The organism is Buttiauxella gaviniae, from assembly GCF_040786275.1.
Taxonomy (GTDB): Bacteria; Pseudomonadota; Gammaproteobacteria; order Enterobacterales; family Enterobacteriaceae; genus Buttiauxella; species Buttiauxella gaviniae_A.
The window spans coordinates 644,843-671,230 of record NZ_JBFMVT010000002.1 but is presented as its reverse complement, the minus strand read 5'-3'; the positions used below and the strand labels follow the sequence as shown (position 1 = coordinate 671,230).

Annotated in this window: 24 protein-coding genes; 18 read left to right on the top strand and 6 right to left on the bottom strand. The window is 52.7% G+C overall.

All coding sequences use genetic code 11. The features are described from left to right. Window positions 1–16: 16 nt before the first annotated feature. On the bottom strand, window positions 17–1,732 hold the full coding sequence (gene narQ, locus AB1E22_RS03860) for a nitrate/nitrite two-component system sensor histidine kinase NarQ (protein WP_367594165.1): 1,716 nt from the start codon (window positions 1,730–1,732) through the stop codon (window positions 17–19). Window positions 1,733–1,929: 197 nt separating this feature from the next. Between narQ and aegA the strand changes: the two genes are divergently transcribed. The 8 genes from aegA (at window position 1,930) to AB1E22_RS03820 (ending at window position 10,430) form a co-directional block, all read left to right on the top strand. Then, window positions 1,930–3,927, top strand: a complete 1,998-nt coding sequence (gene aegA / locus AB1E22_RS03855; protein WP_367597320.1) for a formate-dependent uric acid utilization protein AegA — start codon at window positions 1,930–1,932, stop codon at window positions 3,925–3,927. A 229-nt stretch (window positions 3,928–4,156) separates the two neighbouring features. After that, the gene (gene napF, locus AB1E22_RS03850; protein WP_367594164.1) at window positions 4,157–4,648 is read left to right on the top strand and encodes a ferredoxin-type protein NapF; all 492 of its coding nucleotides are present in this window, start codon (window positions 4,157–4,159) and stop codon (window positions 4,646–4,648) included. Continuing rightward, window positions 4,638–4,901, top strand: coding sequence for a chaperone NapD (napD, locus tag AB1E22_RS03845; protein ID WP_367594163.1), 264 nt, complete (start codon window positions 4,638–4,640; stop codon window positions 4,899–4,901). The genes napF and napD overlap by 11 nt, the downstream gene beginning before the upstream one ends. After that, entirely contained in the window at window positions 4,898–7,384 is a 2,487-nt protein-coding gene (gene napA, locus AB1E22_RS03840) for a nitrate reductase catalytic subunit NapA (RefSeq protein WP_367594162.1), read from the top strand. Before napD ends, napA begins: the two co-directional genes overlap by 4 nt. Before the next feature lie 12 nt (window positions 7,385–7,396). Then, window positions 7,397–7,837, top strand: a complete 441-nt coding sequence (gene napB / locus AB1E22_RS03835) for a nitrate reductase cytochrome c-type subunit (protein ID WP_367594161.1) — start codon at window positions 7,397–7,399, stop codon at window positions 7,835–7,837. Window positions 7,838–7,845: 8 nt separating this feature from the next. Then, window positions 7,846–8,448 (top strand): cytochrome c-type protein NapC, encoded by a 603-nt coding sequence (gene napC / locus AB1E22_RS03830; protein ID WP_124025555.1) that lies wholly within the window; start codon window positions 7,846–7,848, stop codon window positions 8,446–8,448. A gap of 174 nt (window positions 8,449–8,622) precedes the next feature. After that, window positions 8,623–9,198 carry a GDP-mannose pyrophosphatase NudK gene (nudK, locus tag AB1E22_RS03825; protein WP_367594160.1) on the top strand — a complete coding sequence of 192 codons (576 nt, stop codon included), beginning with the start codon at window positions 8,623–8,625 and terminating at the stop codon, window positions 9,196–9,198. A gap of 188 nt (window positions 9,199–9,386) precedes the next feature. Beyond that, window positions 9,387–10,430, top strand: coding sequence for a DUF1176 domain-containing protein (locus AB1E22_RS03820; RefSeq protein WP_367594159.1), 1,044 nt, complete (start codon window positions 9,387–9,389; stop codon window positions 10,428–10,430). Between the two features lie 142 nt (window positions 10,431–10,572). Here AB1E22_RS03820 and tkt read toward each other — a convergent pair whose 3' ends face one another. Together tkt and tal are read right to left on the bottom strand one after the other, a co-directional pair. Beyond that, window positions 10,573–12,570 (bottom strand): transketolase, encoded by a 1,998-nt coding sequence (gene tkt / locus AB1E22_RS03815; protein ID WP_367594158.1) that lies wholly within the window; start codon window positions 12,568–12,570, stop codon window positions 10,573–10,575. A gap of 21 nt (window positions 12,571–12,591) precedes the next feature. Next, on the bottom strand, window positions 12,592–13,542 hold the full coding sequence (tal, locus tag AB1E22_RS03810) for a transaldolase (protein WP_367594157.1): 951 nt from the start codon (window positions 13,540–13,542) through the stop codon (window positions 12,592–12,594). Window positions 13,543–13,794: 252 nt separating this feature from the next. On the opposite strand from tal, the gene maeB reads away from it, so the two are divergent. Further along, window positions 13,795–16,074 carry an NADP-dependent oxaloacetate-decarboxylating malate dehydrogenase gene (maeB, locus tag AB1E22_RS03805; RefSeq protein WP_367594156.1) on the top strand — a complete coding sequence of 760 codons (2,280 nt, stop codon included), beginning with the start codon at window positions 13,795–13,797 and terminating at the stop codon, window positions 16,072–16,074. A 128-nt stretch (window positions 16,075–16,202) separates the two neighbouring features. Here maeB and hemF read toward each other — a convergent pair whose 3' ends face one another. Both hemF and amiA read right to left on the bottom strand, forming a co-directional pair. Next, complete coding sequence (gene hemF, locus AB1E22_RS03800) at window positions 16,203–17,108, bottom strand: oxygen-dependent coproporphyrinogen oxidase (RefSeq protein ID WP_367597319.1); 906 nt, start codon at window positions 17,106–17,108, stop codon at window positions 16,203–16,205. 5 nt (window positions 17,109–17,113) lie between these two features. After that, a complete protein-coding gene (gene amiA / locus AB1E22_RS03795) occupies window positions 17,114–17,986 on the bottom strand; it encodes an N-acetylmuramoyl-L-alanine amidase AmiA (protein WP_367594155.1) in 873 nt (290 codons plus the stop codon). Between the two features lie 205 nt (window positions 17,987–18,191). On the opposite strand from amiA, the gene AB1E22_RS03790 reads away from it, so the two are divergent. The 9 genes from AB1E22_RS03790 to cysM all read left to right on the top strand — a co-directional run bounded on the left by AB1E22_RS03790 (window position 18,192) and on the right by cysM (window position 25,787). Continuing rightward, entirely contained in the window at window positions 18,192–18,617 is a 426-nt protein-coding gene (locus AB1E22_RS03790) for a GNAT family acetyltransferase (RefSeq protein WP_367594154.1), read from the top strand. 8 nt (window positions 18,618–18,625) lie between these two features. Continuing rightward, complete coding sequence (locus AB1E22_RS03785; RefSeq protein WP_367597318.1) at window positions 18,626–19,063, top strand: DUF2919 domain-containing protein; 438 nt, start codon at window positions 18,626–18,628, stop codon at window positions 19,061–19,063. Between the two features lie 64 nt (window positions 19,064–19,127). Next, the gene (locus AB1E22_RS03780; protein WP_367594153.1) at window positions 19,128–19,703 is read left to right on the top strand and encodes an RpoE-regulated lipoprotein; all 576 of its coding nucleotides are present in this window, start codon (window positions 19,128–19,130) and stop codon (window positions 19,701–19,703) included. A 105-nt stretch (window positions 19,704–19,808) separates the two neighbouring features. Further along, window positions 19,809–20,708, top strand: coding sequence for a Dyp-type peroxidase (locus tag AB1E22_RS03775; protein WP_367594152.1), 900 nt, complete (start codon window positions 19,809–19,811; stop codon window positions 20,706–20,708). A 234-nt stretch (window positions 20,709–20,942) separates the two neighbouring features. After that, on the top strand, window positions 20,943–21,959 hold the full coding sequence (locus AB1E22_RS03770; RefSeq protein ID WP_367594151.1) for a sulfate ABC transporter substrate-binding protein: 1,017 nt from the start codon (window positions 20,943–20,945) through the stop codon (window positions 21,957–21,959). Continuing rightward, entirely contained in the window at window positions 21,960–22,793 is an 834-nt protein-coding gene (cysT, locus tag AB1E22_RS03765) for a sulfate/thiosulfate ABC transporter permease CysT (protein ID WP_367594150.1), read from the top strand. It abuts the gene before it with no gap. Then, window positions 22,793–23,668, top strand: coding sequence for a sulfate/thiosulfate ABC transporter permease CysW (gene cysW, locus AB1E22_RS03760; protein ID WP_367594149.1), 876 nt, complete (start codon window positions 22,793–22,795; stop codon window positions 23,666–23,668). Before cysT ends, cysW begins: the two co-directional genes overlap by 1 nt. Continuing rightward, window positions 23,658–24,758, top strand: a complete 1,101-nt coding sequence (gene cysA / locus AB1E22_RS03755) for a sulfate/thiosulfate ABC transporter ATP-binding protein CysA (RefSeq protein WP_367594148.1) — start codon at window positions 23,658–23,660, stop codon at window positions 24,756–24,758. Before cysW ends, cysA begins: the two co-directional genes overlap by 11 nt. A gap of 117 nt (window positions 24,759–24,875) precedes the next feature. Then, on the top strand, window positions 24,876–25,787 hold the full coding sequence (gene cysM / locus AB1E22_RS03750; RefSeq protein WP_367594147.1) for a cysteine synthase CysM: 912 nt from the start codon (window positions 24,876–24,878) through the stop codon (window positions 25,785–25,787). Window positions 25,788–25,849: 62 nt separating this feature from the next. Here cysM and crr read toward each other — a convergent pair whose 3' ends face one another. Beyond that, a complete protein-coding gene (crr, locus tag AB1E22_RS03745) occupies window positions 25,850–26,359 on the bottom strand; it encodes a PTS glucose transporter subunit IIA (protein ID WP_367594146.1) in 510 nt (169 codons plus the stop codon). Between the last annotated feature and the right edge of the window lie 29 nt (window positions 26,360–26,388).

The window sequence follows — 26,388 nt, the reverse complement described above, 5'->3', positions numbered from 1 at the left end:
TTTCAGCTTATTATCGTTATAGATTGACGGGTGTTTCATGCGTCGCCGGTTCTGACGGCGGCGAACGAAAATTCATCGTAATCAACGTCCCGCCCTGCGAAGGCCGAGAAATAGTCAACTCGCCACCTAAGCGGGCAGCGCGTTCATGCATAATATTAAGTCCGTAATGGCCTTCCGGTTCGGTCAGGCTTGCAATTCCGTTGCCGTCATCAAGAATATTCACCGTGTGAATACCGGAAGGTGATGTCAGACAATTTACCGATATTGTACGTGCTTGGGCATGTTTTATCGCATTCAACACGCCTTCGCGGATAATTTGCAATAAATGCACCTGCTGCGAGGCATCCAGCGCCTGAGTCGGGATATGGCAATCAAGGGAAATGGTGGCATCAGTCTGATTACGCAGCGGAGCGATCATCTCCTGCAACGCCGACGGTAAGTCGGCCTGCTGAAGCGTCAGGCGGAAGGTCGTTAATAGCTCCCGTAACTGGCGATAAGCATCATTCAGCGCCTGGGAAAAATCATCGATAATGCGCTGCGCGGGCTGATTTTCTGCCGGGACAGCACGTTTTAATAGTGCCAGTTGAATACGTAAATAAGAGAGCACCTGCGCCAGAGAATCGTGTAATTCGCGGGCGATAGTCGCTCGCTCTTCCATCAACAATAACTGCTGATAATGTTTTTGTGCCTGGTTGAAATACAGGCCACGACCCAGCATATTCGCCAGGCTTTGCATCAGTGGGAGCGGTGGAACGCCAGCGGGCGCCTGCCAGCGGAGTAAACCTAACGCTTTATCCTCAAGAACAATCGGCAATGTTTGCCATTCGACATTCTCGCGTTGAATACCATCCTGAACTTTCCAGTTATCACTGGTTTTCATTTCAAGATAATTGACCGGTGTTTTATGGCGCACCTGCTGCAAAACGCGGGTAAAACAGTGCTGATCGATAGTGCTGACCGTCAGCGCTTGCGAGCAGGCATAAAGCACCTCCAGCGTGCGGTTCGCCTCCTGCAAATTCAGGGTTTTTTCCTGCACGCTCTCTTCAAGTGAGCGATAGAGCTTATGCAATTCACCCGACATGCGCGTAAAAGTCTGCGCCAGCAAACCCAGTTCATTTGGTAACTGGGTATTTAATGGCGGGTATTCAAACTCGCCACGCTGAATGGATGCGCTGGCTTCCATCAGCTTATTTAGCGGGGCGACCACCTGATGGCGAAAGCGGCGTAACGTGAAAAAGACCAGCGTGAAAATGGCAATAAACCCGACGACCGACGCGAGAACGACCTGCATCATTTTGCGTTCGGCGTAATGCTGAAGAGCCAACACAAACAAGTCTATTTGGGCGACATAGCCGGTGATATTGGCCTGATACCATGATAAATCGCCTTTGCGAACATGATTTTCCATCTCCGCCCAGGCATGATTTATTGCCGCAAAACGGTTCCGGACTTCGGCTGGAACCCAGAATTTCTCGATTTTAAGCAGCGCAGGCGAGCGCAGCGATTGGTTGTATTGTTCAAGATATTTATCTATGTGCGCACCGTCGCCCTGCAAATCGTAGCCCAGGCGATAACTCTGCATACGCAATGAACCGGCAACGTTGACCGCTTCGGCATCACGTAAACTACTGGCGAGTGTGAGCATCGCAATGCCAGTGGAAAGCAGCGACAGTAGAACGATGTAAAAAAATGCGCGAGCAAGGCTTGTGGACACCGAACGTTTTACTACCACTTTGGAACTACCTCTAAAAATTCATGCCGCAAAACGATGTTTCATTAGACACGAAAAAAAATTGATCCGTACCAGGTTATTAGCAGATTTCGCCATAAACTGGGCAAATGACCATTGCCAGCAAAACCCTCGCCGGGTAATAACATCACCCCATAAAAAATAAGCCTCCTGTTTGTGAAAACGGGTAAAGGGTAATGATGAATCGTTTTGTTCTTGCCAATGCTCAGCTCTGTATCGGATGCCATGCCTGTGAAGTCGCCTGCGTTATGGCTCACAACGGTGAGCAGCATGTCCTCACACCAGAAAAATTTCAGCCACGAATTACGGTGATTAAGCACGATGGGCGGCGTAATGCGGTGACCTGCCGCCATTGCGAAGATGCCCCGTGTGCCAGCAGTTGCCCAAATGATGCGATCTCGCGCTTAAACGACAGCGTACAAGTGAATCAGCAGAAATGTATCGGCTGTAAATCCTGCGTTGTGGCGTGTCCTTTTGGGGCGATGCAAATCGTCACCACGCCGATGAATGATGGGCGATCCGTGAAGGCGAATGCCCATAAATGCGATTTATGCCTTACACGTGAAAATGGCCCGGCCTGTGTAGAAAATTGCCCGGGCAAAGCCCTGAAACTTATTAGTAGTGAAACACTGGCCACTCTTGCTAAAAACCGGCGTTTACGTGCGGCGATGCAGGAATCTCAGCCGTGGCACTGCACTGCACAACAAGCGACACACCAGCCGTCACCGGGTGCGGATTTAAGTAAAGTGAATAAAATGCGCGCAACGCCTGCGCGTCAGGACCCGAACAAAATTGACCTGGCATTACGTAAATCAGGCTTTGCAGAAATTTATTGCACCTTTGATAAATCTCAGGCGGAAAACCAGGCCGACCGCTGCCTGAAATGTGGCAATAACAGCATTTGTGAATGGACTTGCCCGCTGCACAACCATATTCCACAGTGGATTGAGCTGGTTAAAGCGGGGCGTATTCTGGAGGCTGTAGAACTTTCGCACCGCACGAACTGCCTGCCGGAAGTGACGGGCCGCGTCTGCCCTCAGGACCGTTTATGCGAAAGCGCCTGCACCCTGAAAGACGAATATGGCGCTGTCACTATCGGCAACATTGAACGCTATATTTCCGATAATGCGTTTGCCAGCGGCTGGACTCCCGATCTCTCTTATGTCAAACCCACTCAACGCCGCGTGGCGGTGATTGGTGCAGGGCCTGCCGGGCTTGCCTGTGCGGATATTCTGGCGCGTAACGGCGTTCAGGCCATCGTATTTGACCGCCATCCGGAGATCGGCGGGCTGCTCACATTTGGTATTCCGGCGTTCAAACTGGATAAATCCCTGTTAAGTCGCCGACGCGAAATCTTCAGTGCCATGGGGATTGAATTTAAGCTCAATACTGAAGTGGGGCGCGATATCTCTCTGCAAAATATTCTTGATGAATTTGACGCGGTATTTGTCGGTGTAGGGACGTACCGCTCAATGAAAGCGGGTCTGCCGAATGAAGACGCGCCGGGCGTTTACGATGCGCTACCGTTCCTTATCGCCAATACGAAACAGGTGATGGGGCTGCCGGAATTAGCTGATGAACCCTATATCAACATGGCGGGCAAAAAAGTGGTGGTGCTGGGCGGGGGCGATACGGCGATGGACTGTGTGCGTACCTCAATTCGCCACGGCGCGGGGTCGGTCACATGCGCGTACCGTCGCGATGAAGCCAACATGCCCGGCTCTAAAAAAGAGGTCAAAAACGCTCGCGAAGAAGGGGCGATGTTTGAATTCAACGTCCAGCCGCTAAATATCGAGCTCGATGAAAGCGGGCAGGTGATGGGCATTCGCATGCTGCGCACTCAAATGGGCGAACCTGACGGGCAGGGTCGCCGCCGTCCGGAACCGATTGAAGGCTCTGAATTTGTCATGCCAGCCGATGCGGTGATTATGGCGTTTGGCTTCCATCCACACGGTATGCCGTGGCTGGAAGAACATAACGTGAGGCTTGATAGCTGGGGGCGAATCATTGCAAGCGTGGAAGATAAACTACGCTACCAGACCAGTAATCCGAAGATTTTTGCCGGCGGTGATGCCGTGCGCGGTGCCGACCTGGTTGTGACCGCAATGGCCGAAGGCCGTCATGCTGCCGCAGGGATTATGGAGTATCTGAACGTTGCGCCTCAACGCGTGAATTAATCGACAATTTCACCCCGGTTCCATGCCGGGGTGAGTGTTTGTTTTACAAACCGAATTCCTTTTTGATCTTACCCCTGCATTTACCCCTAAAGGGTGATGCCTCTACTCCTCTTTGTCACATACCGTAACACTCAATAAAAAGACCCGTAAAAACTACGGAAATAACACAGATGTGTTTGCCAGTTTCAGCGCTGCGAAATCTGGCATTTGTGATGCAAGGATGTGCCTTATGGCTGATTTTTCCCGACGTGGATTATTAACCGGGAGCTTTCAACGCTCCGCGACGGTGTTCCGCCCGCCCTGGAGCGGAGACGAACACCATTTTCTGCTTGATTGCACCCGCTGCAATGTCTGCCTATCCGCCTGTGAAACCCGTGTCCTAAAACGTGGCCAGGGGGGTTACCCCGAAGTCAATTTTAGCCATGGCGAATGCACTTTTTGCTACGCCTGCGCGCAAGCCTGCCCGGAACAACTCTTTTTAACGCGTGAGCTTTCTCCCTGGGAGCATACGCTGTCCATTGGTGATAACTGCCTGGCAAAAAATAACGTGGAATGCCGTAGCTGCCAGGACACCTGTGAAACGCAGGCCATTGCCTTTCGTCCTTCGATTTCAGGTATTGCACAACCTTCTTTGAACCATACCGATTGCACCGCCTGTGGCGCGTGTATCGCCGGCTGCCCGGTTTCAGCCATCACCATGAGGCACGCAAATGCAAGCTAACTGGCACGTCTGTGGCCTGGTGGTTCAAGCGCAACCACACAATATTCTCGACATCAGCAACGCACTGAACGCGCTCTCCGGCTGCGAAGTGGCCGTGAGCGATGCCGAACACGGCAAATTGGTCGTGGTAATGGAAGCGGCGCGCAGTGACGTGCTGCTGAATCAAATTGAGTCGGCACGCAATATTGCGGGTGTGCTGGCGGTGTCGCTGGTTTATCACCAGCAGGATGAGCAAGGTGAGGAAACACCATGAAACTCAGTCGTCGTAGCTTTATGAAAGCGAACGCTATTGCAGCCGCGGCGGCCGCCGCTGGTCTTAGCGTCCCGAGCGTGGCCCGTGCGGTCGTCGGGAAACAGGATGCCATCAAATGGGATAAAGCCCCGTGCCGTTTTTGTGGTACCGGTTGTGGCGTATTAGTCGGCACTCAGGATGGACGTGTTGTCGCAAGCCAGGGCGACCCGGATGCGCCGGTTAACCGTGGCCTGAACTGTATCAAAGGCTATTTCCTGCCAAAAATCATGTATGGAAAAGACCGGCTGACCCAGCCGCTGCTGCGGATGAAAGACGGCCAGTACGATAAAGAAGGCGAGTTCGCTCCCATCACCTGGGAGCAGGCCTTCGACATCATGGAACAGAAATTCAAAATCAGCCTGAAAGAGAAAGGGCCGGAAGCGGTCGGTATGTTTGGCTCCGGCCAATGGACGGTCTGGGAAGGTTACGCCGCGTCCAAATTATTTAAAGCGGGCTTCCGCTCCAACAACCTCGATCCGAATGCACGCCACTGCATGGCCTCTGCCGTAGTGGGCTTTATGCGCACCTTCGGTATGGATGAACCGATGGGCTGCTACGACGATATCGAGCAGGCCGACGCCTTCGTGCTCTGGGGCTCGAACATGGCGGAGATGCACCCGGTTTTATGGTCGCGCATCACCAACCGCCGCCTGTCGAATGAAAACGTAAATGTCGCGGTGCTCTCAACCTTCCAACATCGGAGCTTTGAGCTGGCCGATAACGGTATGGTGTTCACTCCGCAAACCGATCTGGCGATTCTTAACTACATCGCCAATTACATTATTCAGAATAACGCCATCAACGAGTCGTTCTTTAAGCAGCATGTGAATCTGCGTAAAGGCGTGACGGATATCGGCTATGGTTTGCGCCCAACGCATCCGCTGGAAAAGGCCGCCAAAAACCCAGGGTCTGATGCTTCGGAACCGATGAGCTTTGAAGATTACAAAGCGTTTGTGGCGGAGTACACGCTGGAAAAAACGGCGCAAATGAGCGGCGTGCCACAAGACCAACTTGAAGCGCTGGCGAAGTTGTACGCAGACCCCGGCAAGAAAGTGATCTCCTACTGGACGATGGGCTTTAACCAGCATTCCCGTGGTGTCTGGGCGAATAACCTCGTCTACAACATCCATTTGCTTACCGGCAAAATTTCTCAGCCTGGCTGCGGGCCGTTCTCTTTGACCGGCCAGCCATCAGCTTGTGGCACGGCGCGTGAAGTCGGTACTTTCTCCCATCGCCTGCCCGCAGACATGGTGGTGACCAACGAGAAACACCGTCAAATCGCCGAAAACATGTGGCAACTGCCTTCGGGCACGATCCCTGCGAAAGTGGGCCTGCATGCCGTGGCGCAAGACCGCGCGCTAAAAGATGGCAAGCTCAATGTTTACTGGGTGATGTGTAACAACAACATGCAGGCGGGGCCGAATATTACCGAAGAGCGTATGCCGGGCTGGCGCGATCCGCGCAACTTCGTGATTGTCTCCGATCCTTATCCGACGATCAGCGCATTAAGCGCGGATCTGATCCTTCCGACGGCGATGTGGGTGGAAAAAGAGGGGGCTTACGGCAATGCCGAACGCCGCACTCAGTTCTGGCGTCAGCAAGTTAAAGCGCCGGGCGAGGCAAAATCCGATCTCTGGCAGTTAGTGCAATTTGCCAAACGCTTCAAAGTGGAAGACGTCTGGCCTGCTGAGTTAGTGGATCAGAAAACGGGATATCGCGGCAAAACGCTGTTCGACGTGCTGTTTGCGAACGCTAACGTCAGCAAATTCCCTGTGACTGAACTGGCTGAAGATCAGCTTAATGACGAATCCCGCGAGCTGGGTTTCTACCTGCAAAAAGGGTTGTTCGAAGAGTACGCCGCGTTCGGGCGTGGCCACGGGCACGATCTTGCCCCGTTCGATGACTACCACAAAGCGCGCGGTTTGCGCTGGCCGGTGGTTGACGGCAAAGAGACGCTCTGGCGCTACAGCGAAGGCCACGATCCGTATGTGAAAGCGGGTGAGGGCTTCAAGTTTTACGGCAAACCAGACGGCAAAGCGGTGATTTTCGCGCTCCCCTATGAGCCTGCGGCTGAATCTCCTGACCAGGAATATGACCTGTGGCTCTCCACCGGACGTGTGCTGGAACACTGGCATACCGGCAGTATGACTCGTCGCGTCCCGGAGCTGCATCGCGCCTTCCCGGAAGCAGTTTTATTCATCCATCCTCTGGATGCTAAAGCACGCGATCTACGCCGGGGCGACAAAGTGAAAGTGATGTCGCGTCGCGGAGAGGTGATGTCGATTGTCGAAACTCGTGGCCGCAACAAGCCGCCGCAGGGTCTGGTCTACATGCCGTTCTTCGATGCTGCGCAACTGGTGAATAACCTGACGCTGGATGCGACCGATCCGCTTTCTAAAGAGACGGATTATAAGAAATGTGCCGTAAAACTGGCGAAGGTGTAAGGGGATAACATCATGAAAAAGACCAGGACATTATTTCAATGGGTTGCGGCGTTTGCTGTGCTGGTGAGTGGCGCACTGTGGGCGGCAAACGGCGTCGATCTGACCCAGTCTCCAGAGGTTTCTGGCACGCCGGAAGGGGCGATACATATGCCTAAGCAGCAGGGGCGTATGGCGCTCAATTACGTCAACCAGCCGCCAATGATTCCGCACAGCGTGGACGGCTACCAGGTATCTAAAAACACCAACCGTTGCCTGCAATGCCACGGCGTTGAGCATTACCGCACGACAGGCGCGCCACGCGTCAGCCCGACGCATTTTATGGATAGCGAGGGTAAGGTGCTTTCTAACGTCGCACCGCGCCGCTATTTCTGCCTGCAATGCCACGTTCCACAAACCGATGCGGCGCCGATTGTCGAAAACACCTTCACGCCGTCTAAAGGCTTTGGAAACTAGAGGCCATTATGGATAAATCAACCCGTAAACCCGGCATCATCCGACGCATATGGCAGTGGTGGCGTCGTCCGAGCCGCCTTGCGCTGGGCACGTTACTGCTGATTGGTTTCGCTGGTGGGATTATTTTCTGGGGCGGTTTTAACACCGGCATGGAGATGACAAACCGCGAAGAGTTTTGTATCGGCTGCCATGAAATGCGCGCTAACGTCTACGAAGAGTATATGCAGACCGTGCATTACAATAACCGCAGCGGCGTGCGGGCCACCTGCCCGGACTGCCACGTTCCGCATGAGTGGGGCCCGAAAATCTTACGTAAAATTCAGGCCAGCAAAGAGTTGTATGCCAAAGCGTTTGGCTTAATCGATACGCCGCAGAAGTTTGATGATCATCGCCTGGCGATGGCGCAAAACGAGTGGCGAAGGATGAAAAACAACAATTCGCAAGAGTGCCGCAACTGTCATAACTTTGATTACATGGATTTCACCGCCCAGAAAACGGTCGCGGCAAAAATGCATGATAAAGCGGTGAAAGATGGCCAAACCTGTGTGGATTGCCACAAAGGGATTGCGCATAAGCTGCCAGATATGAGCGAAGTTAAGAACGGTTTTTAATTTCGTAGGTCGGATTAGCGTTAGCGACATCCGACACAGCGGGCGTAGGGTGGATGTCGCTAACAATAATCCACCCTACGCCCGCATCTTGAATTATTCAGGATAATCCCCGTTGCAGATATACTGCTTACCAGCCTATGATTATCGACTCCCCTAACGCCTTGTGGAGACGGTATGTCGATCAAAATCGAAGTCATCAAAGATAAAATCCTCTCAGATAATTACTTCATCCTGCGCAATATCACCTACGATCTATACCGTAACGAAGCCGAAGCTATCCGCCACAAACGAGAAGTCTATGACCGTGGTAATGGCGCAACGATGCTGCTGTACAACCGAGACAAAAAAACCGTAGTGCTGACGCGCCAGTTCCGTGTGGCAACGTGGGTTAACGGTAATCCCGATGGCATGTTGATTGAAACCTGCGCGGGTTTGTTAGACGCCGACGAACCGGAAGTGTGTGCCCGTAAAGAGGCCATGGAAGAAACCGGTTATCAGGTTGGGGAAGTCGAAAAATTATTCGAACTGTATATGTCGCCCGGCGGTGTAACGGAGCTTATCTATTTCTACATGGCTGAATACAACGATACGCACCGCGAAAATGCCGGGGGCGGCATTGAGGATGAAGATATTGATGTGCTGGAACTTCCCTTTAAGCAAGCCCTGGAAATGGTTGCGTCCGGTGAAATTCGTGATGGAAAGACGGTCATTCTGTTACAACAACTGCAGTTACGCGGGATTATGGATTAAACGAATTTAGATTCAGTTGGTTCTATTTTGCTATACCCAAAATACTTCAAGTTGTGGCTAACAACGCCACAGCGTGAAGTATGAAGGGTATCCGATAAATCCGATTGAGCGCAAACCTCAACCAGACGAAGATATCGCCACTTTTCGACCGTCTTTTATCTTCGTCATCTCCAGGATGTGTGCCGCCAATGTGTCTCCGGATTAAATCGCTGTTTATTTTTTTATTCTTTATAGCGAGCTCCGTTTTCGCGGCACCTGCGCAGAAATCTTTCTCCGACTGGCAAGTCACCTGTAATAACCAAAATTTTTGTACCGCACGTAACACCGGGTCGCATCAGGGCCTGGTGATGACGCTTACTCGTAGCGCCGGGGCGCATACGGATGCGACGCTGCGAATCGATTTAGGCAATATGACCGCCGCAGAAAATAAAGCGCCAGCGATTGCTCAGCACCTGGTGGTCGACGGCCAACCGCTGGTGCTGGAGAGCGCCAAATGGCAGGAAACTGCACACCATCTCAAAACCGGCGATGCTGATGCGATTAACAGCTTCCTCGAAAAAGTCGTTAACGCGGATGCCATCACGCTGCAAAACGGGACGGGAAATATCTCGCTTGCTGGCCTGAAAGCGTCACTCCTGTTTATCGACAGCCAACAGCAGCGTGTGGGGAGCGAAACCGCGTGGATCAAAAAAGGGGACGATCCCCCGCTTAGCGTACCGCCTGCGCCCGCGCTAAAAGAGGTCACGCTAACCAACCCAACCCCCACGCCCCTGACGCAAATTGAGCAAAGCGACCTGATGGATTACGGCACCTGGCGCATGAATAACAGCCAGTGTTCTTTAGATCCCGCCCGCCGTGAAGTGCGCGTTTTTGCCCTGAGTGACGATAAAGCGTTGCTAATGACGGGGTGTGAAGCTGGGGCGTATAACGTGGTCGATCTCGCCTGGGTGGTGTCGCGCCAGAAACCGTTTGCTGCCCGAGAAATCCGTTTAAAACTGCCGTTTACGCCAGGAAGTGGGAATACCGAACTTGAACTGATGAATGCCGGTTATGACGAAACCAATAAAGAGCTTGTGACGCTTGCCAAAGGGCGTGGAATTGGCGATTGCGGTGTTTCGACGCGCTGGCGTTTTGACGGGCAACGTTTCCGTCTGGTGCGTTATGCCGAAGAGCCGACGTGTGATGAGTGGAATGGGAGTGCGTCGTGGCCGACTTTGTGGGTGACGAAGTGATTTTATAATGACCCCCACCCAGCCTCCCCCTTGCCAGGGGGAGGAGCTAACCGCTCCCTCCCTCTTACCCGGTGGAGGAATTTACTGCTCCCTCCCCTGGAAAGGGGAGGGTTGGGGTGGGGTCGGGGCAAACAGAACCTGACTAAACGCCCAAAACCTTCTTAGCTTTCGCCACCACATTCTCCGTAGTAAAACCAAAGAACGGGAACAGCTTGTCGGCGGGAGCTGATTCCCCGTAGGTCGTCATCCCGACAATCGCCCCTTTCAGCCCCACGTATTTGTACCAGTAGTCAGCAATACTTGCCTCTACCGCCACCCGCGCGGTGACATCCGAAGGTAGAACGGATTCGCGGTACGCTTCATCTTGCGCATCAAAAATATCCGTAGACGGGAGCGAAACCACGCGCACCTTGTGACCCTCTTCACTGAGCTTATTCGCCGCCAGCACGGTAATTTCTATCTCCGAACCGGTCGCAATCAGAATCACGTCTGGCGTACCGTCGCTGTCTTTCAAAATATAACCGCCTCGGCTGATAGCCTTGACCTGCTCAGACGTGCGTTCCATTTGTGCGAGGTTCTGGCGCGAAAGAATCAGCGCGGTAGGGCCGTTGTGCCGCTCGATGGCTGCTTTCCAGGCTACAGCCGCTTCTACCTGATCGCACGGACGCCAGGTGCTGAAGTTTGGCGTCAGACGCAGGCTGGCAAGCTGCTCGACTGCCTGGTGCGTGGGGCCATCTTCGCCAAGCCCGATTGAGTCATGGGTATAGACCATGATTTGCCGCGCTTTCATCAACGCCGCCATACGCGCCGCGTTACGGGCATACTCCACAAACATCAGGAAGGTGGCGGTGTAAGGAACAAATCCACCGTGGTGCGCAATGCCGTTGGCGATAGCCGTCATACCAAATTCACGCACGCCGTAATGAATGTAGTTCCCGGCGATGTCCTCTTTGATGGATTTGGACTCTTTCCAGATTGTCAGGTTGCTTGGCGCTAAGTCAGCCGAACCGCCAAGTAATTCGGGAAGGCTCGGGCCGTAAGCGTTTAAGGCGTTTTGTGACGCCTTACGGGTAGCAATTTTTTCTGGATTGGCCTGGAGTTTTTCGATGTATTGCTGCGTGGTTTCCTGCCAGCTTTCTGGCATTTCGCCGTGCATACGGCGGTTAAACTCAGCGCTCAATTCAGGATGGGCTTTGGCATAAGCGGCAAATTTTTCATTCCATGCGGCTTCTGCTTTTTCGCCTTTCTGTTTAGCGTCCCAGGCGTGATAAATCTCTTTTGGGATTTCAAATGCCGGATGGTTCCAGCCGAGTTGCTTGCGGGCGAGCGCCACTTCCTGCTCACCGAGTGCCGCGCCGTGCGCCTCTTCTTTACCCGCTTTGTTAGGCGAGCCAAAACCAATAATGGTGCGGCAGATAATCAGCGACGGTTTATCTTTCACACTTTGCGCTTCCTGAATCGCTTTTTTCACCGCCTCAGGATCGTGACCGTCGATTTCATGCACCACATGCCAGTGATACGCCTCGAAGCGTTTGGCGGTGTCGTCGGTAAACCAGCCGTCGGTTTCCCCATCAATGGAAATGCCGTTGTGGTCATAGAAGCCGATAAGTTTGCCCAGGCCCAACGTTCCCGCCAGCGAGCAAACTTCATGGGAGATGCCTTCCATCAGGCAGCCATCCCCCATAAACACATAGGTAAAATGATCGACAATTTCATGGTCAGGGCGGTTGAATTGCGCCCCTAATGTGCGTTCTGCAATGGCTAAACCCACTGCGTTGGCTAACCCCTGGCCAAGCGGGCCGGTGGTGGTTTCCACACCCGGCGTGTAACCAATTTCCGGATGGCCCGGGGTTTTGGAGTGAAGTTGACGGAAGTTTTTTAATTCTTCAATCGGCAAGTCATACCCGCTCAGGTGCAGCAAACTGTACAGCAGCATTGAAGCATGGCCGTTAGAGAGGATGAATCGGTCCCGATCGGCCCAGGTGGGATTCGTCGGGTTATGGTGCATAAAGTCATTCCATAACACTTCGGCAATATCTGCCATCCCCATTGGTGCGCCTGGGTGGCCCGAATTCGCTTTTTGTACCGCGTCCATACTTAGGGCACGAATGGCATTTGCAAGCTCTTTACGAGATGACATGTTTCACTCCGTAGTTGTCGTTCAAAGTTTGGCGGCGAGTAAATCTTCCAGTTTGCGTTGGTCAATGGCGAACAGGCGGATACCTTCAGCCAGTTTTTCTACGGCCATTGGGTCCTGGTTATGTTCCCAACGGAAATCAGCTTCACTAATAGGTTCCGGGCGGCGGAAGCCCTGTGAGCCTGGGATTAATTTGCGAATGACCGGCTCTTCGCTTTCCTGAAGCTGTTGCAGCAGGTTAGGGGCAATGGTTAAACGGTCACAGCCGACCAGCGCCAGAATCTGCTCGGTACGACGGAAGCTCGCGCCCATCACGATGGTGCTGTAGTTATACTGCTTAAAGTAATCATAGATATTGCGCACCGATTTGACGCCCGGATCTTCTTCAACCACATACGGGTCCATCGGTTTGCGTGCCTGATACCAGTCGTAGATGCGCCCAACAAACGGTGAAATCAGGAACACGCCCGCTTCCGCGCAGGCGCGGGCCTGGGCAAAGGAGAACAGCAGCGTCAGGTTGCAGTCGATACCCTCTTTTTGCAGCTCTTCTGCGGCGCGAATACCTTCCCATGTGGACGCAAGTTTGATGAGCACCCGGGATTTATCAATGCCCAACTCTTCATACAGCGCAATCAACTGGCGGGCTTTTGCAATGCTCTTTTCTTTATCGAAAGAGAGGCGGGCGTCCACTTCTGTCGAGACGCGGCCTGGGATGCTTTTCAGAATTTCCGCGCCGAAATTAACCGCTAGCTTGTCGCAGGCCTGCACGACTTGCTCTTCCTTGGTGCCCCCACGCTGTTTACCGTAAGCAATAGCATCATCAATAAGCGTTTGATAATGCGCTAAACCGGCCGCTTTAAGTAACAGCGAAGGGTTAGTGGTCGCATCGATGGGCTGGTAGTGACGGATAGATTCGATGTCACCGCTGTCGGCGACAACCGTGGTGAACTTCTTAATACTGTCTAACTGGCTCATGACTCTTTCCTTTATAAACATAATGTTACTCGAGTGTTCCATGTCACTCGCGACGAAAATTCATCGTTGGCATAACTAAAAAGCATAGCAGATAGGCATAGCAATGTTGTTAATGCCTGGTAACATAGTAATGCGGTTTCACTAACATTTTTGTCAGATGTTGCTGATAGTATGGCGATGTTCAAAGTTTATCGCGCGCACAAGCGTGATACTTACCGCCCCCTTGAGAGTTATAAAAAAAGGTACGAAGAAATGGATGAACAGCTAAAGCAAAGTGCCCTCGATTTTCACGAATTTCCCATTCCCGGAAAAATTCAGGTCTCCCCAACCAAACCTCTGGCCACCCAGCGTGACCTGGCATTGGCATACTCTCCGGGCGTGGCGGCACCTTGTCTTGAGATAGAAAAGGACCCCCTGGCGGCATACAAATACACCGCACGCGGCAACCTGGTTGGCGTCGTTTCTAACGGCACCGCCGTGCTCGGGTTGGGTAATATCGGTGCGCTGGCGGGCAAGCCAGTGATGGAAGGCAAGGGCGTTCTGTTCAAGAAATTTGCCGGTATTGACGTGTTCGATATCGAAGTTGATGAGATGGACCCGGACAAACTCATTGATGTCATTGCTGCCCTTGAGCCAACGTTTGGCGGCATTAACCTTGAAGATATCAAAGCGCCAGAGTGTTTCTACATCGAGAAAAAACTGCGCGAGCGCATGAATATTCCTGTGTTCCATGACGATCAACACGGGACAGCAATTATCTGTACCGCTGCCGTGCTTAACGGCCTGCGCGTCGTTGAGAAGAATATCTCCGATGTGCGTCTGGTGGTGTCCGGTGCGGGCGCATCTGCCATCGCCTGTATGAACCTGCTGGTGCAGTTGGGCGTTCAGAAACACAACATCGTGGTTTGCGACTCAAAAGGCGTTATCTACAAAGGTCGCGAAGAGAACATGGCGGAAACCAAAGCGGCCTATGCGGTGGACGACAACGGCAAGCGCACACTTGATGAAGTGATTGAAGGGGCGGATATTTTCCTCGGCTGTTCTGGCCCGAAAGCGATGAGCCAGGAGATGGTGAAGAAAATGGCGCGCTCGCCGCTGATTCTGGCGCTGGCAAACCCTGAGCCGGAAATTCTGCCACCGCTGGCAAAAGAAGTACGCCCGGATGCCATTATCTGTACCGGTCGCTCTGACTTCCCAAATCAGGTTAACAACGTGCTGTGCTTCCCGTTCATTTTCCGTGGTGCGCTGGATGTGGGCGCAACGGCGATTAACGAAGAGATGAAACTGGCTGCGGTTCATGCTATTGCAGAGCTGGCGCACGCCGAGCAAAGCGACGTGGTGGCTTCGGCTTACGGTGAAGAAGAGCTGACGTTCGGCCCGGATTACCTGATTCCTAAACCTTTCGACCCGCGCCTGATTGTGCAGATTGCCCCTGCGGTGGCGAAAGCGGCGATGGATACCGGTGTGGCCACGCGCCCAATACAGGATTTCGACGCTTACCGAGAGAAACTGACCGAGTTCGTCTACAAAACAAACCTGTTTATGAAGCCGATTTTCTCTCAGGCGCGTAAAGATCCGAAACGCGTTGTGTTGGCCGAAGGCGAAGAAGCGCGCGTGCTGCATGCTACTCAGGAGCTGATTACGCTGGGCCTGGCGAAACCGATTCTTATTGGCCGCCCGGCGGTTATCGAAATGCGCCTCAAGAAATTGGGTCTGCAAATGCGCGCTGGCGTTGATTTTGAAATCGTGAACAACGAATCCGACCCACGTTTCAAAGAGTACTGGAACGAGTACTACAACATCATGAAACGTCGCGGCATTACCCAGGAACAAGCGCAGCGTGCGGTTATCAGCAACACCACGGTTATCGGTGCCATCATGGTGCATCGTGGTGAAGCGGATGCGATGATTTGCGGCACAATCGGTGAGTATCACGAACACTTTAGCGTACTGGAAAAACTGTTTGGTTATCGCGAAGGCGTGAAAGCTGCGGGGGCGATGAATGCGCTGTTGCTGCCAAGCGGCAACACCTTTATCGCGGATACTTACGTTAATGACGATCCAACGCCTGAAGAGTTAACGGAGATTACACTGCTGGCTGCTGAAACGGTGCGTCGTTTCGGTATTGAGCCTAAGGTCGCGCTGCTGTCGCACTCCAACTACGGTTCTTCAGATTCCAAAGCCGCCTGCAAAATGCGTAAAACGCTGGAGATGGTTCGTGAGCGTGCGCCAGATCTGGAGATCGACGGTGAGATGCACGGTGATGCGGCGCTGGTGGAGAGTATTCGCCATGAGCGTATGCCAGATAGCCCGCTGAAAGGCTCGGCCAATATCCTGATCATGCCGAACGTGGAAGCGGCGCGAATCAGCTATAACCTGCTGCGCGTTTCCAGTTCAGAGGGCGTGACCGTAGGGCCAGTATTGATGGGCGTGGCGAAACCGGTGCATGTGTTAACCCCGATTGCCTCTGTTCGTCGTATTGTGAATATGGTGGCGTTGGCGGTTGTTGAAGCGCAGACCGTTCCGCTTTAATTGATTTATTCCTTCTCCATCAAGAGCCGGGTTCGGACCCCACCCCAATCCTCCCCTTGCCAGGGGAGGGAGCCGTTAACTCCTCCACCTGACAAGGGGGAGGCTGGGAGGGGGTCATCTGTTAAGACCTAAACCCAATCCTTAACCGGCAAGAAATCACGATACAAGGCAGCCTCCGGGCTGCCTTCTTCTGGCTGATAGTTATATTCCCAACGCACCAGCGGCGGCATCGACATTAAAATCGACTCTGTGCGCCCGCCGGTCTGCAAGCCAAACAATGTTCCGCGGTCCCACACCAGATTAAACTCGACATAACGGCCCCGGCGATAAAGCTGGAAATCGCGCTCACGTTCGCCCCACGGCAAGGCTTTGCGGCGTTCGACAATCGGCAAATAGGCATCCAGATAACCATTACCCACCGCCTGCATAAAGCTAAAGCAGTGGTCAAAATCAGGCGTATTGAGATCGTCGAAGAACAGCCCGCCAATGCCGCGCTGCTCGTTGCGGTGCTTAATGAAGAAATAGTCGTCGCACCATTTTTTATATCGCGGGAAAACATCCTCACCAAATGGCTGGCACAGCTCGCGCGCCGTTTTATGCCAGTGAATGGCATCTTCTTCAAAACCGTAAAACGGGGTTAAATCAAAGCCGCCGCCAAACCACCATACGGGCTCACAGCCTGGTTTTTCCGCAATGAAAAAACGCACGTTAGCGTGGCTGGTTGGCACGTAAGGATTCAGGGGATGCACCACCAGAGAGACACCCATCGCTTCAAAACTGCGCCCGGCAAGTTCCGGACGATGCGCGGTGGCAGAGGCTGGCATAGCATCGCCATGAACGTGGGAGAAATTAACGCCCGCCTGTTCAAAAATATTCCCGCTGCGTAAAACCCGGCTGCGCCCGCCGCCGCCACCTTCGCGCTGCCAGCACTCTTCTTCAAACGCGGCACCGTCAATGGCGCTGAGCTGCTGGCAGATGGTCTCCTGCAATTGCAGCAGGAATTGTTTTACAGCGTGAATATCAGGCGAGTTCATAGGCATCAACGTTTTTTACTGTGCGCTTTTTGGTTATCAAACCAATGGAAGTAGCTAATGATACCAGAGGCGATCGCATTAGCGATTTTCTGGCGAAACGCGGCGGTACCAAGCAGTTTCTCTTCGCCGGGGTTGGTGATAAAGGAGGTTTCAACCAGCACGGACGGAATCGACGGTGATTTCAAAACCACAAACGCCGCTTGTTCTGTGTTGCGGCTGTGCAGTTTGTGCACCGGTTTTATCTGCTTGAGGATATGCGAGCCAAGCGTCAGGCTGTTTTTGATGGTGTCGGTTTGCACCAAATCGAACAGAACCTGTTGGAGGTACTGATCTTTGTGCTTCACTTTGCTGCCCGCGACATCATCGGCGGCGTTTTCTTTATCAGAAAGATATTTTGCCATCGCACTACTTGCGCCGCGATTGGAAAGGGCAAACACCGACGCACCGGCAGCCGTTGGGCTGGTGAAACCATCGGCGTGAATCGACATAAACAGGTCAGCACCGTGCTTATGCGCGATTTCGACGCGATCGTACAGGGGAATAAATTCGTCACTGGTACGTGTGAGTTTGGCCTCTATGCCGTTGCTTTTCAGGATATTGCGGACATTTTTAGCAATGGCGAGGACCACATGTTTCTCTTTAGAACCGTTGTGACCAATCGCGCCGGTATCAATCCCGCCGTGTCCTGGGTCGAGCATTACGACTCGGCGTGCACCGGATTTTTTGGCCGGTTTACTGTGATTAGTGGTGGTTTTGAGGGGTTTAGTCTCCGGGGAGGCCAAAGCCTTATTTACGCCCGTTAACGTTAAGGCAGCCAATCCAGTAAGCAGTAACTGGCGGCGGGTAGTCAGATGCGTCAGTGATTTAATTTTGCTCATGCGGCTAATTTTTTTATCTTAAAAATTCTCGATAGGCATTTATAGCTTATCGGCAGTAGCTTAACGACAGGCATTTTCTTGAAATGATTATCTTTTCATTTCAAGAAATGAATGAGGCATAAGTATGCCATTTTTTACCTGCTTTTGCGTTAATTGTCAGTTCCCGCCATAATCAGCGTTTTAGACTTTTCAGGTGGCTAATACCATGGAAATACGTGTTTTTCGCCAGGATGATTTCGAAGAAGTCATTACGCTTTGGGAACGTTGCGACTTACTGCGTCCATGGAACGATCCTGAAATGGATATTGAGCGCAAACTCAATCACGATGCGGATCTGTTTTTAGTGGCCGAAGTGGGTGGGGAAGTCGTGGGCTCGCTGATGGGCGGTTATGACGGCCACCGTGGTTCGGCCTATTATCTCGGTGTTCATCCGGAATATCGTGGCCGTGGTATCGCCAATGCTCTGCTTAGCCGCTTTGAAAAAAAACTGATCGCTCGTGGCTGCCCGAAGATTCATATCATGGTGCGTGAAGAAAACGACCTGGTGATTGGAATGTATGAGCGCCTCGAGTATGAGCAGCAGGAAGTGGTGATGCTTGGCAAGCGGCTGATTGAAGACCAAGAATATTAATGTCTCCTATGTATCCACCTTCGGATTACGACACTCACGGTAATCTGAAAACGCCTTTTTTGTTCTGGTGCATCCTCCTGTTGCAGGCGCGAACCTGGTTTGTGCTGGTGTTAGCGGCGGCGTCCCGTCAACAGGGTGATGCTATCCTCGGCGTATTTTATCCCGATCGCGATAACTTCTGGTTTGGGCTGCTGCCCGGCGTCCCTGCGGCGCTGGCATTTATGATAAGCGGCCGCCGTCATTTATATCCCCGCTTATGGTCAGCCTGGCGCTGGTTATTGAATGCCGCGCAAGGGGGCGTTTTAGCCTGGCAAATCGTGTTGCTTTGGCTGGGTGAAGAGTTGACCGGCATTACCCTTACGCTGTTAATTGCCGATATTTTTGCTTTATGGTGGCTGTGTACCAGCCGCCGATTACGCGATTACTTTACCCTCAGCCGGGAATAACCTGGCACTTTTGGGAAAGTTTGCACTCCAAAGCGCGTACCCATGCTTAATAAAGGAATGTCTGATGAAAACACTGCGCCTGATGATGTTGGGTTTGCCCCTGGTTTTGAGCGGCTGCTCCACGCTGTCATCCGTTAACTGGTCGGCGGCAAATCCCTGGAACTGGTTTGGTTCGTCGCTTGAGGTGAGTGAGCAGGGGGTAGGGGAATTAAACGCCAGCACACCGATGGATGAAAAAGCCGTCAGCAGCGCGCTCAACGATAATTATCGCCTGCGCAGCGGCATGAAAACCGATAACGGTGAAATCGTTCGTTTTTATGAAGCGATGGACGACAAAACGGTGATGATTATCGTCAATGGCGAAAAAGGCACGGTAAGCCGCGTTGACGTGATGGACAGCGATATTAAAACCGACAGCGGTGTGAAAATCGGCACGCCGTTTAGCGATCTCTATGGCAAAGCATTTGGCACATGTGTTAAAGCCACGGGCGACGACAGCGCAAGCGTGGAGTGCAAGGCACCTGACAGCCAGCATATTAGCTATCTCTTCACCGGCGAGTGGCGCGGCCCGGAAGAGTTGATGCCCTCTGACGATGCCCTCAAAAGCTGGAAAATCAGCAAAATTATCTGGCGTCGATAAAAATTCGCCGCGGGTTTGCGTCTCCTCAACAAGGCGCACCTGTAATTCGGTATCATAAGGGAATCAACGCCACGTAGAGTGGCGTGTTTTTTTTCAGGAGGATTCATGTCTCGTGTTCAAACTGGCATCCTGCCAGAACATTGTCGCGCCGCCGTCTGGCTGGAAGCGAGTATTCAGGGTGATTTCGATGCAATTCGCCAGGGCTGCAAAACCTTTAATCAATCCCTAACGGCGCTTCAGAATAAATTTCCTGATGCGAATTTAGGCGCGGTAGTGGCATTTGGCCACGACCTGTGGCGCGATTTAAGCGGTGGCGTGGGTGCCGAAGAGCTGAAAAACTTTGCGCCTCTGGGCAAAGGGCTTGCTCCGGCGACTCAGCACGATGTGATGATCCACATTCTCTCTTTACGCCATGATGTGAATTTCTCTGTCGCGCAAGCGGCACTTGCTGCGTTTGGCGATGCGCTGAAAATCGAAGAAGAAGTTCATGGTTTCCGTTGGGTTGAAGATCGCGACCTGAGCGGTTTTGTCGATGGCACCGAAAACCCGCAGGGCGAAGAGACGCGCCGTGGCGTAGCGGTTATCAATGACGGTGTGGATGCAGGCGGTAGCTACGTGTTCGTCCAGCGCTGGGAGCACAATCTCAAGCAGCTAAACCGCATGAGCGTTAACGATCAGGAGATGATCATCGGCCGTACCAAAGAGGTTAACGAAGAGATTGACGGCGACGAGCGCCCGGAAACATCTCACCTGAGCCGTGTCGATTTAAAAGAGAACGGTAAGGGCCTGAAGATTGTGCGCCAGAGTCTGCCATACGGCACCGCCAGTGGTACGCACGGCCTGTACTTCATCGCTTATTGCGCACGTTTGCACAATATCGAACAGCAGTTGTTGAGCATGTTTGGCGAAACCGACGGTAAGCGTGACGGCATGTTGCGTTTCACTAAGCCGGTGACAGGCGGGTATTACTTCGCGCCGTCGTTAGATAAGTTATTAAGCCTGTAGCATTGGATGGCGGGTGGCGCTGGCGCTTACCCGCCCTACAAAAGATCAGATGAGCCATGTCGATAAGCGTCAGCGCCATCCGACATTTCCCCCGTCAAAAACTTCCCGCGTCTTATACCCCTTTCTTATTGCAAATCACCAAACGATATATAAAACCGTTACAGCTTTGACACTCGTTATAAATACACTGGTAACCATGAAGTTCGGTGGTTATCACATTTATAAGGGTGCCCAATGGCTAAAACGTCGGTAAAAAAACTCTGGAGTGCGCTCGTTGTCTCTGCGTTATTGGCAGGCTCAGCTCAAGCTACAGAACTGCTGAACAGCTCTTATGATGTGTCTCGTGAGCTGTTTGCGGCCCTGAATCCTGCCTTCCAGAAACAGTGGGCGCAGGAAAATAGCGGTGACAAATTGGTGATAAAACAATCTCATGCCGGGTCATCCAAACAGGCTCTGGCGATTTTGCAGGGGTTAAAAGCTGACGTTGTAACTTATAACCAGGTGTCCGATGTGCAGATATTGCATGATAAAGGCAACCTGATTCCTGCCGACTGGCAAACCCGCCTGCCAAACAACAGCTCGCCGTTTTACTCCACCATGGCATTCCTGGTGCGTAAAGGTAACCCGAAAAATATCCACGACTGGAGCGATTTGGTTCGCCCGGACGTGAAACTGATTTTCCCTAATCCCAAAACCTCCGGTAACGCGCGTTACACCTATTTAGGCGCGTGGGGTGCGGCAAACAAAGCTGACGGTGGTGATAAAGCCAAAACCGAACAGTTCATGACGCAGTTCCTGAAAAACGTTGAAGTGTTTGATACCGGTGGCCGTGGCGCGACCACCACCTTTGTTGAGCGTGGCCTGGGCGACGTACTGATTAGCTTCGAGTCCGAAGTTAACAACATTAGTAAGCAGTACGAAAAAGATGGCTACGAAGTTGTGGTACCGAAGGTCAATATTCTGGCTGAATTCCCGGTTGCGTGGGTGGATAAAAACGTCAAAGCCAACGGAACAGAAAAAGCGGCAAAAGAGTACCTGAACTTCCTGTATACCCCGGCGGCGCAAACCATCATCACCGATTATTACTATCGCGTGAATAACCCGCAGGTCATGGAAAAGCTGAAGGATAAATTCCCGCAAACGGAACTGTTCCGCGTGGAAGATGAATTTGGCGGCTGGCCTGAGGTGATGAAAACCCATTTCGCAAGCGGCGGTGAGTTCGACAAGCTTGTAGCGGCGGGGCATAAGTAAATGTTTGCTGTTTCCTCCAAACGTGTGCTGCCGGGCTTTACGTTAAGCCTCGGCACCAGTTTGCTGTTTGTTTGCCTGATTTTACTGCTGCCGCTCAGCGCGCTGGTGATGCAGCTTTCCGAGATGACGCTGGCTCAATACTGGGAAGTCATCACCAACCCGCAGGTTGTGGCGGCATATAAAGTCACGCTGTTATCTGCGGCGGTGGCTTCCATTTTTAATGGCGCGTTTGGCATGTTGATGGCGTGGATTTTAACGCGCTATCAGTTTCCGGGCCGCAGCCTGCTTGATGCGCTGATGGACTTGCCGTTTGCCCTGCCAACGGCGGTGGCAGGCTTGACGCTTGCTGGGCTGTTTTCAGTCAACGGCTGGTACGGCGAATGGCTGGCGCAGTTTGGTATTAAGGTGACGTACACCTGGCTTGGTATCGCCGTTGCGATGGCGTTTACCAGTATCCCGTTTGTAGTCCGTACTATTCAGCCGGTGCTTGAAGAGTTAGGGCCGGAATATGAAGAGGCCGCAGAAACGCTGGGTGCGACGCGCTGGCAGAGTTTTCGCCGTGTGATTTTGCCTGAGCTTTCCCCTGCATTGATGGCAGGCGTTGCGCTCTCGTTTACCCGTAGCCTGGGGGAGTTTGGCGCGGTGATTTTTATCGCCGGTAACATCGCCTGGAAAACCGAAGTGACCTCTTTGATGATTTTCGTGCGCCTGCAGGAGTTCGATTACCCGGCGGCGAGTGCGATTGCCTCGGTGATCCTTGCCGCTTCGCTGCTGCTGCTGTTTTCCATTAATACGTTGCAAAGTCGCTTTGGTCGGCGCGTGGTAGGTCACTGATGACGGACGTAACTGAATTGAAAAGCTATCGTCGCACCGGTTTTAACTGGGGTAAATGGACGCTGATTGGCATCGGCGTGCTGATTTCGTTTTTGCTGCTGGTAGTGCCGGTGGCCTCAATTTTTGCCGAAGCGTTTTCGAAAGGGTTAATGCCCGCACTCAATAATATTGTTGACCCGGATATGCTGCATGCCATCTGGTTAACGGTGATGATTGCGCTGATTACAGTGCCGGTGAATCTGGTGTTCGGGATCTTGCTCGCCTGGCTGGTGACGCGTTTTGATTTTCCTGGCCGTCAGTTATTGCTGACGCTGCTGGATATTCCATTTGCCGTATCGCCAGTGGTGGCCGGTCTGGTTTACCTGCTGTTTTATGGCTCGAACGGCCCGTTAGCCGGCTTTATGGATGCCCATAATATTCAGATTATGTTCGCCTGGCCGGGCATGGTGCTGGTGACGATTTTTGTGACCTGTCCGTTTGTGGTGCGCGAGCTGGTGCCGGTGATGTTAAGCCAGGGCAGCCAGGAGGACGAAGCGGCGATTCTGCTGGGCGCATCCGGCTGGCAGATGTTCCGCCGTGTTACCTTGCCAAATATCCGCTGGGCGCTCCTCTACGGCGTGGTGTTAACTAACGCCCGTGCTATCGGTGAGTTCGGTGCCGTGTCGGTGGTTTCCGGTTCGATTCGCGGCGAGACATTCTCGCTGCCGTTACAGATTGAATTGCTTCAACAGGATTACAATACCGTCGGCTCATTTACCGCCGCTGCACTCCTGACCCTGATGGCAATCGTTACGTTGTTCTTAAAGAGTGCGTTGCAATGGCGTCTGAACAGTCAGGAAAAACGTCTGCAACAGGAGGGAAATCATGAGCATTGATATTACCAATATTAAGAAATCTTTTGGTCGCACCCAGGTGCTGAATGATATCTCTCTGGATATCCCTTCGGGTCAAATGGTAGCGTTATTGGGGCCGTCGGGTTCCGGTAAAACTACGCTGCTGCGCATTATTGCGGGGCTTGAACATCAGAATAGCGGGCGGATTAGTTTCCACGGCACGGATGTGAGCCGCATTCACGCGCGTGACCGTAAAGTCGGATTTGTATTCCAGCATTACGCGCTGTTCCGCCATATGACGGTGTTCGACAATATCGCATTTGGTCTGACGGTTTTACCGCGTCGTGAGCGCCCATCTTCTGCCGCTATCAAACAGAAAGTGACGCGTTTGCTGGAGATGGTGCAGCTTTCCCATCTGGCGGATCGTTTCCCCGCTCAGCTTTCAGGCGGGCAGAAACAGCGTGTGGCCCTGGCGCGAGCCCTGGCGGTTGAGCCGCAAATTCTGCTGCTGGATGAGCCGTTTGGCGCGCTGGATGCGCAGGTGCGTAAAGAGCTGCGCCGCTGGCTGCGTCAGTTGCATGAAGAGTTAAAATTCACCAGCGTGTTCGTGACCCACGACCAGGAAGAGGCGATGGAAGTCGCGGACAGGGTTGTGGTGATGAGCCAGGGGAATATCGAACAGGTGGACACGCCTGAAGCGGTATGGCGTGAACCAGCGACTCGCTTTGTGCTGGAGTTCCTCGGCGAAGTTAACCGTATGAAAGGCACCATTCGCGGTAGCCAGTTCCATGTTGGCGCACACCGCTGGCCACTGGGCTTTACCCCTGCTTATCAGGGCGCGGTAGATTTATTCCTGCGCCCATGGGAAGTGGATGTTAGCCGCCGTACTAATCTGGATTCCCCACTACCGGTGCAGGTGCTTGAGATCAGCCCTCGCGGGCATTACATGCAATTGGTGGTGCAGCCGCTGGGCTGGTATGACGAACCGTTGACCGTGGTATTGCGTGAAAATCATGTTCCGGTTCGTGGCGAGCGCCTGTTCGTTGGCCTGCAACATGCGCGTTTGTATGAAGGCAATAATCGAATTCAGCGTACTTATAATGGTCAGCTAGACCTGGCGCAGACGGCCTGATAAGTTTAGCTCACTACACGAATCGCTCTGGCGGCCCTCTGTGGCCGCTTTTTTTTGGATGTCGGTTGGCGCTGATGCCTACCCGACCTACGAAGATTTAATATTCAGGACTGAGATGTGACGACCTTAGAAAGCACGATTGGCAATACGCCTCTGGTTAAATTACAGCGCACCGGCCTTGATAACGGCAGTGAAATTTGGGTCAAACTCGAAGGGAATAATCCTGCGGGTTCGGTAAAAGACAGAGCGGCGCTTTCGATGATTGTGCGTGCCCAAGAGCGCGGTGAAATCTCCCCGGGTGATACGCTTATAGAGGCAACCAGTGGCAACACCGGGATTGCTCTGGCAATGATTGCGGCGCTGAAAGGTTATCGGATGCGGCTGCTCATGCCTGACAATATGAGCCTTGAGCGCAAAGCCGCGATGCAGGCTTATGGCGCTGAGCTGATTCTGGTGTCCAAAGAGCAGGGGATGGAAGGCGCACGCGAAATGGCGCGTTTGATGGATGAGCGCGGTGAGGGTAAAGTCCTCGATCAGTTTAATAATCCGGATAACCCCTACGCACACTACAGCACTACCGGGCCTGAAATCTGGAAGCAAACTCAGGGGCGCATCACGCACTTTGTCTCCAGTATGGGCACAACCGGCACGGTAACCGGCGTAAGTCAGTTCATGCGCGAGCAACAAAAAGCGGTGAAAATTGTCGGCTTACAGCCTGAGGATGGCAGTAGCATTCCGGGCATTCGTCGTTGGCCCGAAGAGTGGCTGCCGAAGATTTTCGACCCGAGCCTTGTTGACGAGGTGATGGATATGTCGCAGGTGGAAGCTGAGAGAACCATGCGCAAACTTGCGCGCGAAGAGGGCATTTTCTGTGGCGTGAGTTCAGGCGGCGCGGTTGCCGGTGCATTACGCGTGGCGCAGGCTAACCCTGGTTCTGTTGTTGTTGCGATTATTTGCGACAGAGGCGATCGTTATTTATCGACTGGGGTATTTGGCGAAGAGAGTTACTCTCAGGGTTCAGGAATTTAACTCACGCGTTTTAGAAACAAAAACGGCACCGCAAGGGTGCCGTTTTCTATTGTGCGGATAGCTTACTTCTTGATGCGGATTACTGGGGTTTCACCCACGGTCACGCTACCAGACAGTTTGATCAGCTCTTTGATTTCGTCCATGTTGGAGATAACGACCGGAGTCAAGGTAGACTTCGCTTTCTCTTCCAGCAGGGCCAAATCGAACTCGATAACTACGTCGCCTTTCTTAACACGCTGGCCTTCTTCTGCGATGCGTTTGAAGCCTTCGCCTTTCAGTTCAACAGTGTCGATACCGAAGTGAACGAACAGCTCAATGCCGCTATCGGATTCGATAGAGAAAGCATGGTTAGTTTCGAAAATTTTGCCGATGGTGCCGTCAACCGGAGCAACCATTTTGTTGCCAGTCGGTTTAATTGCAATGCCATCACCAACGATCTTCTCGGCGAACACCACATCTGGAACATCTTCAATATTGACGATTTCGCCAGAAAGTGGAGCAACAATCTCAATGGTTCCGGTGTCTTTTTTATCATCAGAAACCAGAGATTTCAGTTTATCAAACAAACCCATGATCTTCTCCTAAGCAGTAAATTGGGCCG

Bases quoted from the DNA above. Each gene is read 5' to 3' on its own strand.
- aegA (WP_367597320.1), top strand. From the start codon at position 1,930: ATGAATCGTTTTGTTCTTGCCAATGCTCAGCTCTGTATCGGATGCCAT.
- napF (WP_367594164.1), top strand. From the start codon at position 4,157: ATGGCTGATTTTTCCCGACGTGGATTATTAACCGGGAGCTTTCAACGC.
- napD (WP_367594163.1), top strand. From the start codon at position 4,638: ATGCAAGCTAACTGGCACGTCTGTGGCCTGGTGGTTCAAGCGCAACCA.
- napA (WP_367594162.1), top strand. From the start codon at position 4,898: ATGAAACTCAGTCGTCGTAGCTTTATGAAAGCGAACGCTATTGCAGCC.
- napB (WP_367594161.1), top strand. From the start codon at position 7,397: ATGAAAAAGACCAGGACATTATTTCAATGGGTTGCGGCGTTTGCTGTG.
- napC (WP_124025555.1), top strand. From the start codon at position 7,846: ATGGATAAATCAACCCGTAAACCCGGCATCATCCGACGCATATGGCAG.
- nudK (WP_367594160.1), top strand. From the start codon at position 8,623: ATGTCGATCAAAATCGAAGTCATCAAAGATAAAATCCTCTCAGATAAT.
- AB1E22_RS03820 (WP_367594159.1), top strand. From the start codon at position 9,387: ATGTGTCTCCGGATTAAATCGCTGTTTATTTTTTTATTCTTTATAGCG.
- tkt (WP_367594158.1), bottom strand. From the start codon at position 12,570: ATGTCATCTCGTAAAGAGCTTGCAAATGCCATTCGTGCCCTAAGTATG.
- tal (WP_367594157.1), bottom strand. From the start codon at position 13,542: ATGAGCCAGTTAGACAGTATTAAGAAGTTCACCACGGTTGTCGCCGAC.
- maeB (WP_367594156.1), top strand. From the start codon at position 13,795: ATGGATGAACAGCTAAAGCAAAGTGCCCTCGATTTTCACGAATTTCCC.
- hemF (WP_367597319.1), bottom strand. From the start codon at position 17,108: ATGAACTCGCCTGATATTCACGCTGTAAAACAATTCCTGCTGCAATTG.
- amiA (WP_367594155.1), bottom strand. From the start codon at position 17,986: ATGAGCAAAATTAAATCACTGACGCATCTGACTACCCGCCGCCAGTTA.
- AB1E22_RS03790 (WP_367594154.1), top strand. From the start codon at position 18,192: ATGGAAATACGTGTTTTTCGCCAGGATGATTTCGAAGAAGTCATTACG.
- AB1E22_RS03785 (WP_367597318.1), top strand. From the start codon at position 18,626: ATGTATCCACCTTCGGATTACGACACTCACGGTAATCTGAAAACGCCT.
- AB1E22_RS03780 (WP_367594153.1), top strand. From the start codon at position 19,128: ATGAAAACACTGCGCCTGATGATGTTGGGTTTGCCCCTGGTTTTGAGC.
- AB1E22_RS03775 (WP_367594152.1), top strand. From the start codon at position 19,809: ATGTCTCGTGTTCAAACTGGCATCCTGCCAGAACATTGTCGCGCCGCC.
- AB1E22_RS03770 (WP_367594151.1), top strand. From the start codon at position 20,943: ATGGCTAAAACGTCGGTAAAAAAACTCTGGAGTGCGCTCGTTGTCTCT.
- cysT (WP_367594150.1), top strand. From the start codon at position 21,960: ATGTTTGCTGTTTCCTCCAAACGTGTGCTGCCGGGCTTTACGTTAAGC.
- cysW (WP_367594149.1), top strand. From the start codon at position 22,793: ATGACGGACGTAACTGAATTGAAAAGCTATCGTCGCACCGGTTTTAAC.
- cysA (WP_367594148.1), top strand. From the start codon at position 23,658: ATGAGCATTGATATTACCAATATTAAGAAATCTTTTGGTCGCACCCAG.
- crr (WP_367594146.1), bottom strand. From the start codon at position 26,359: ATGGGTTTGTTTGATAAACTGAAATCTCTGGTTTCTGATGATAAAAAA.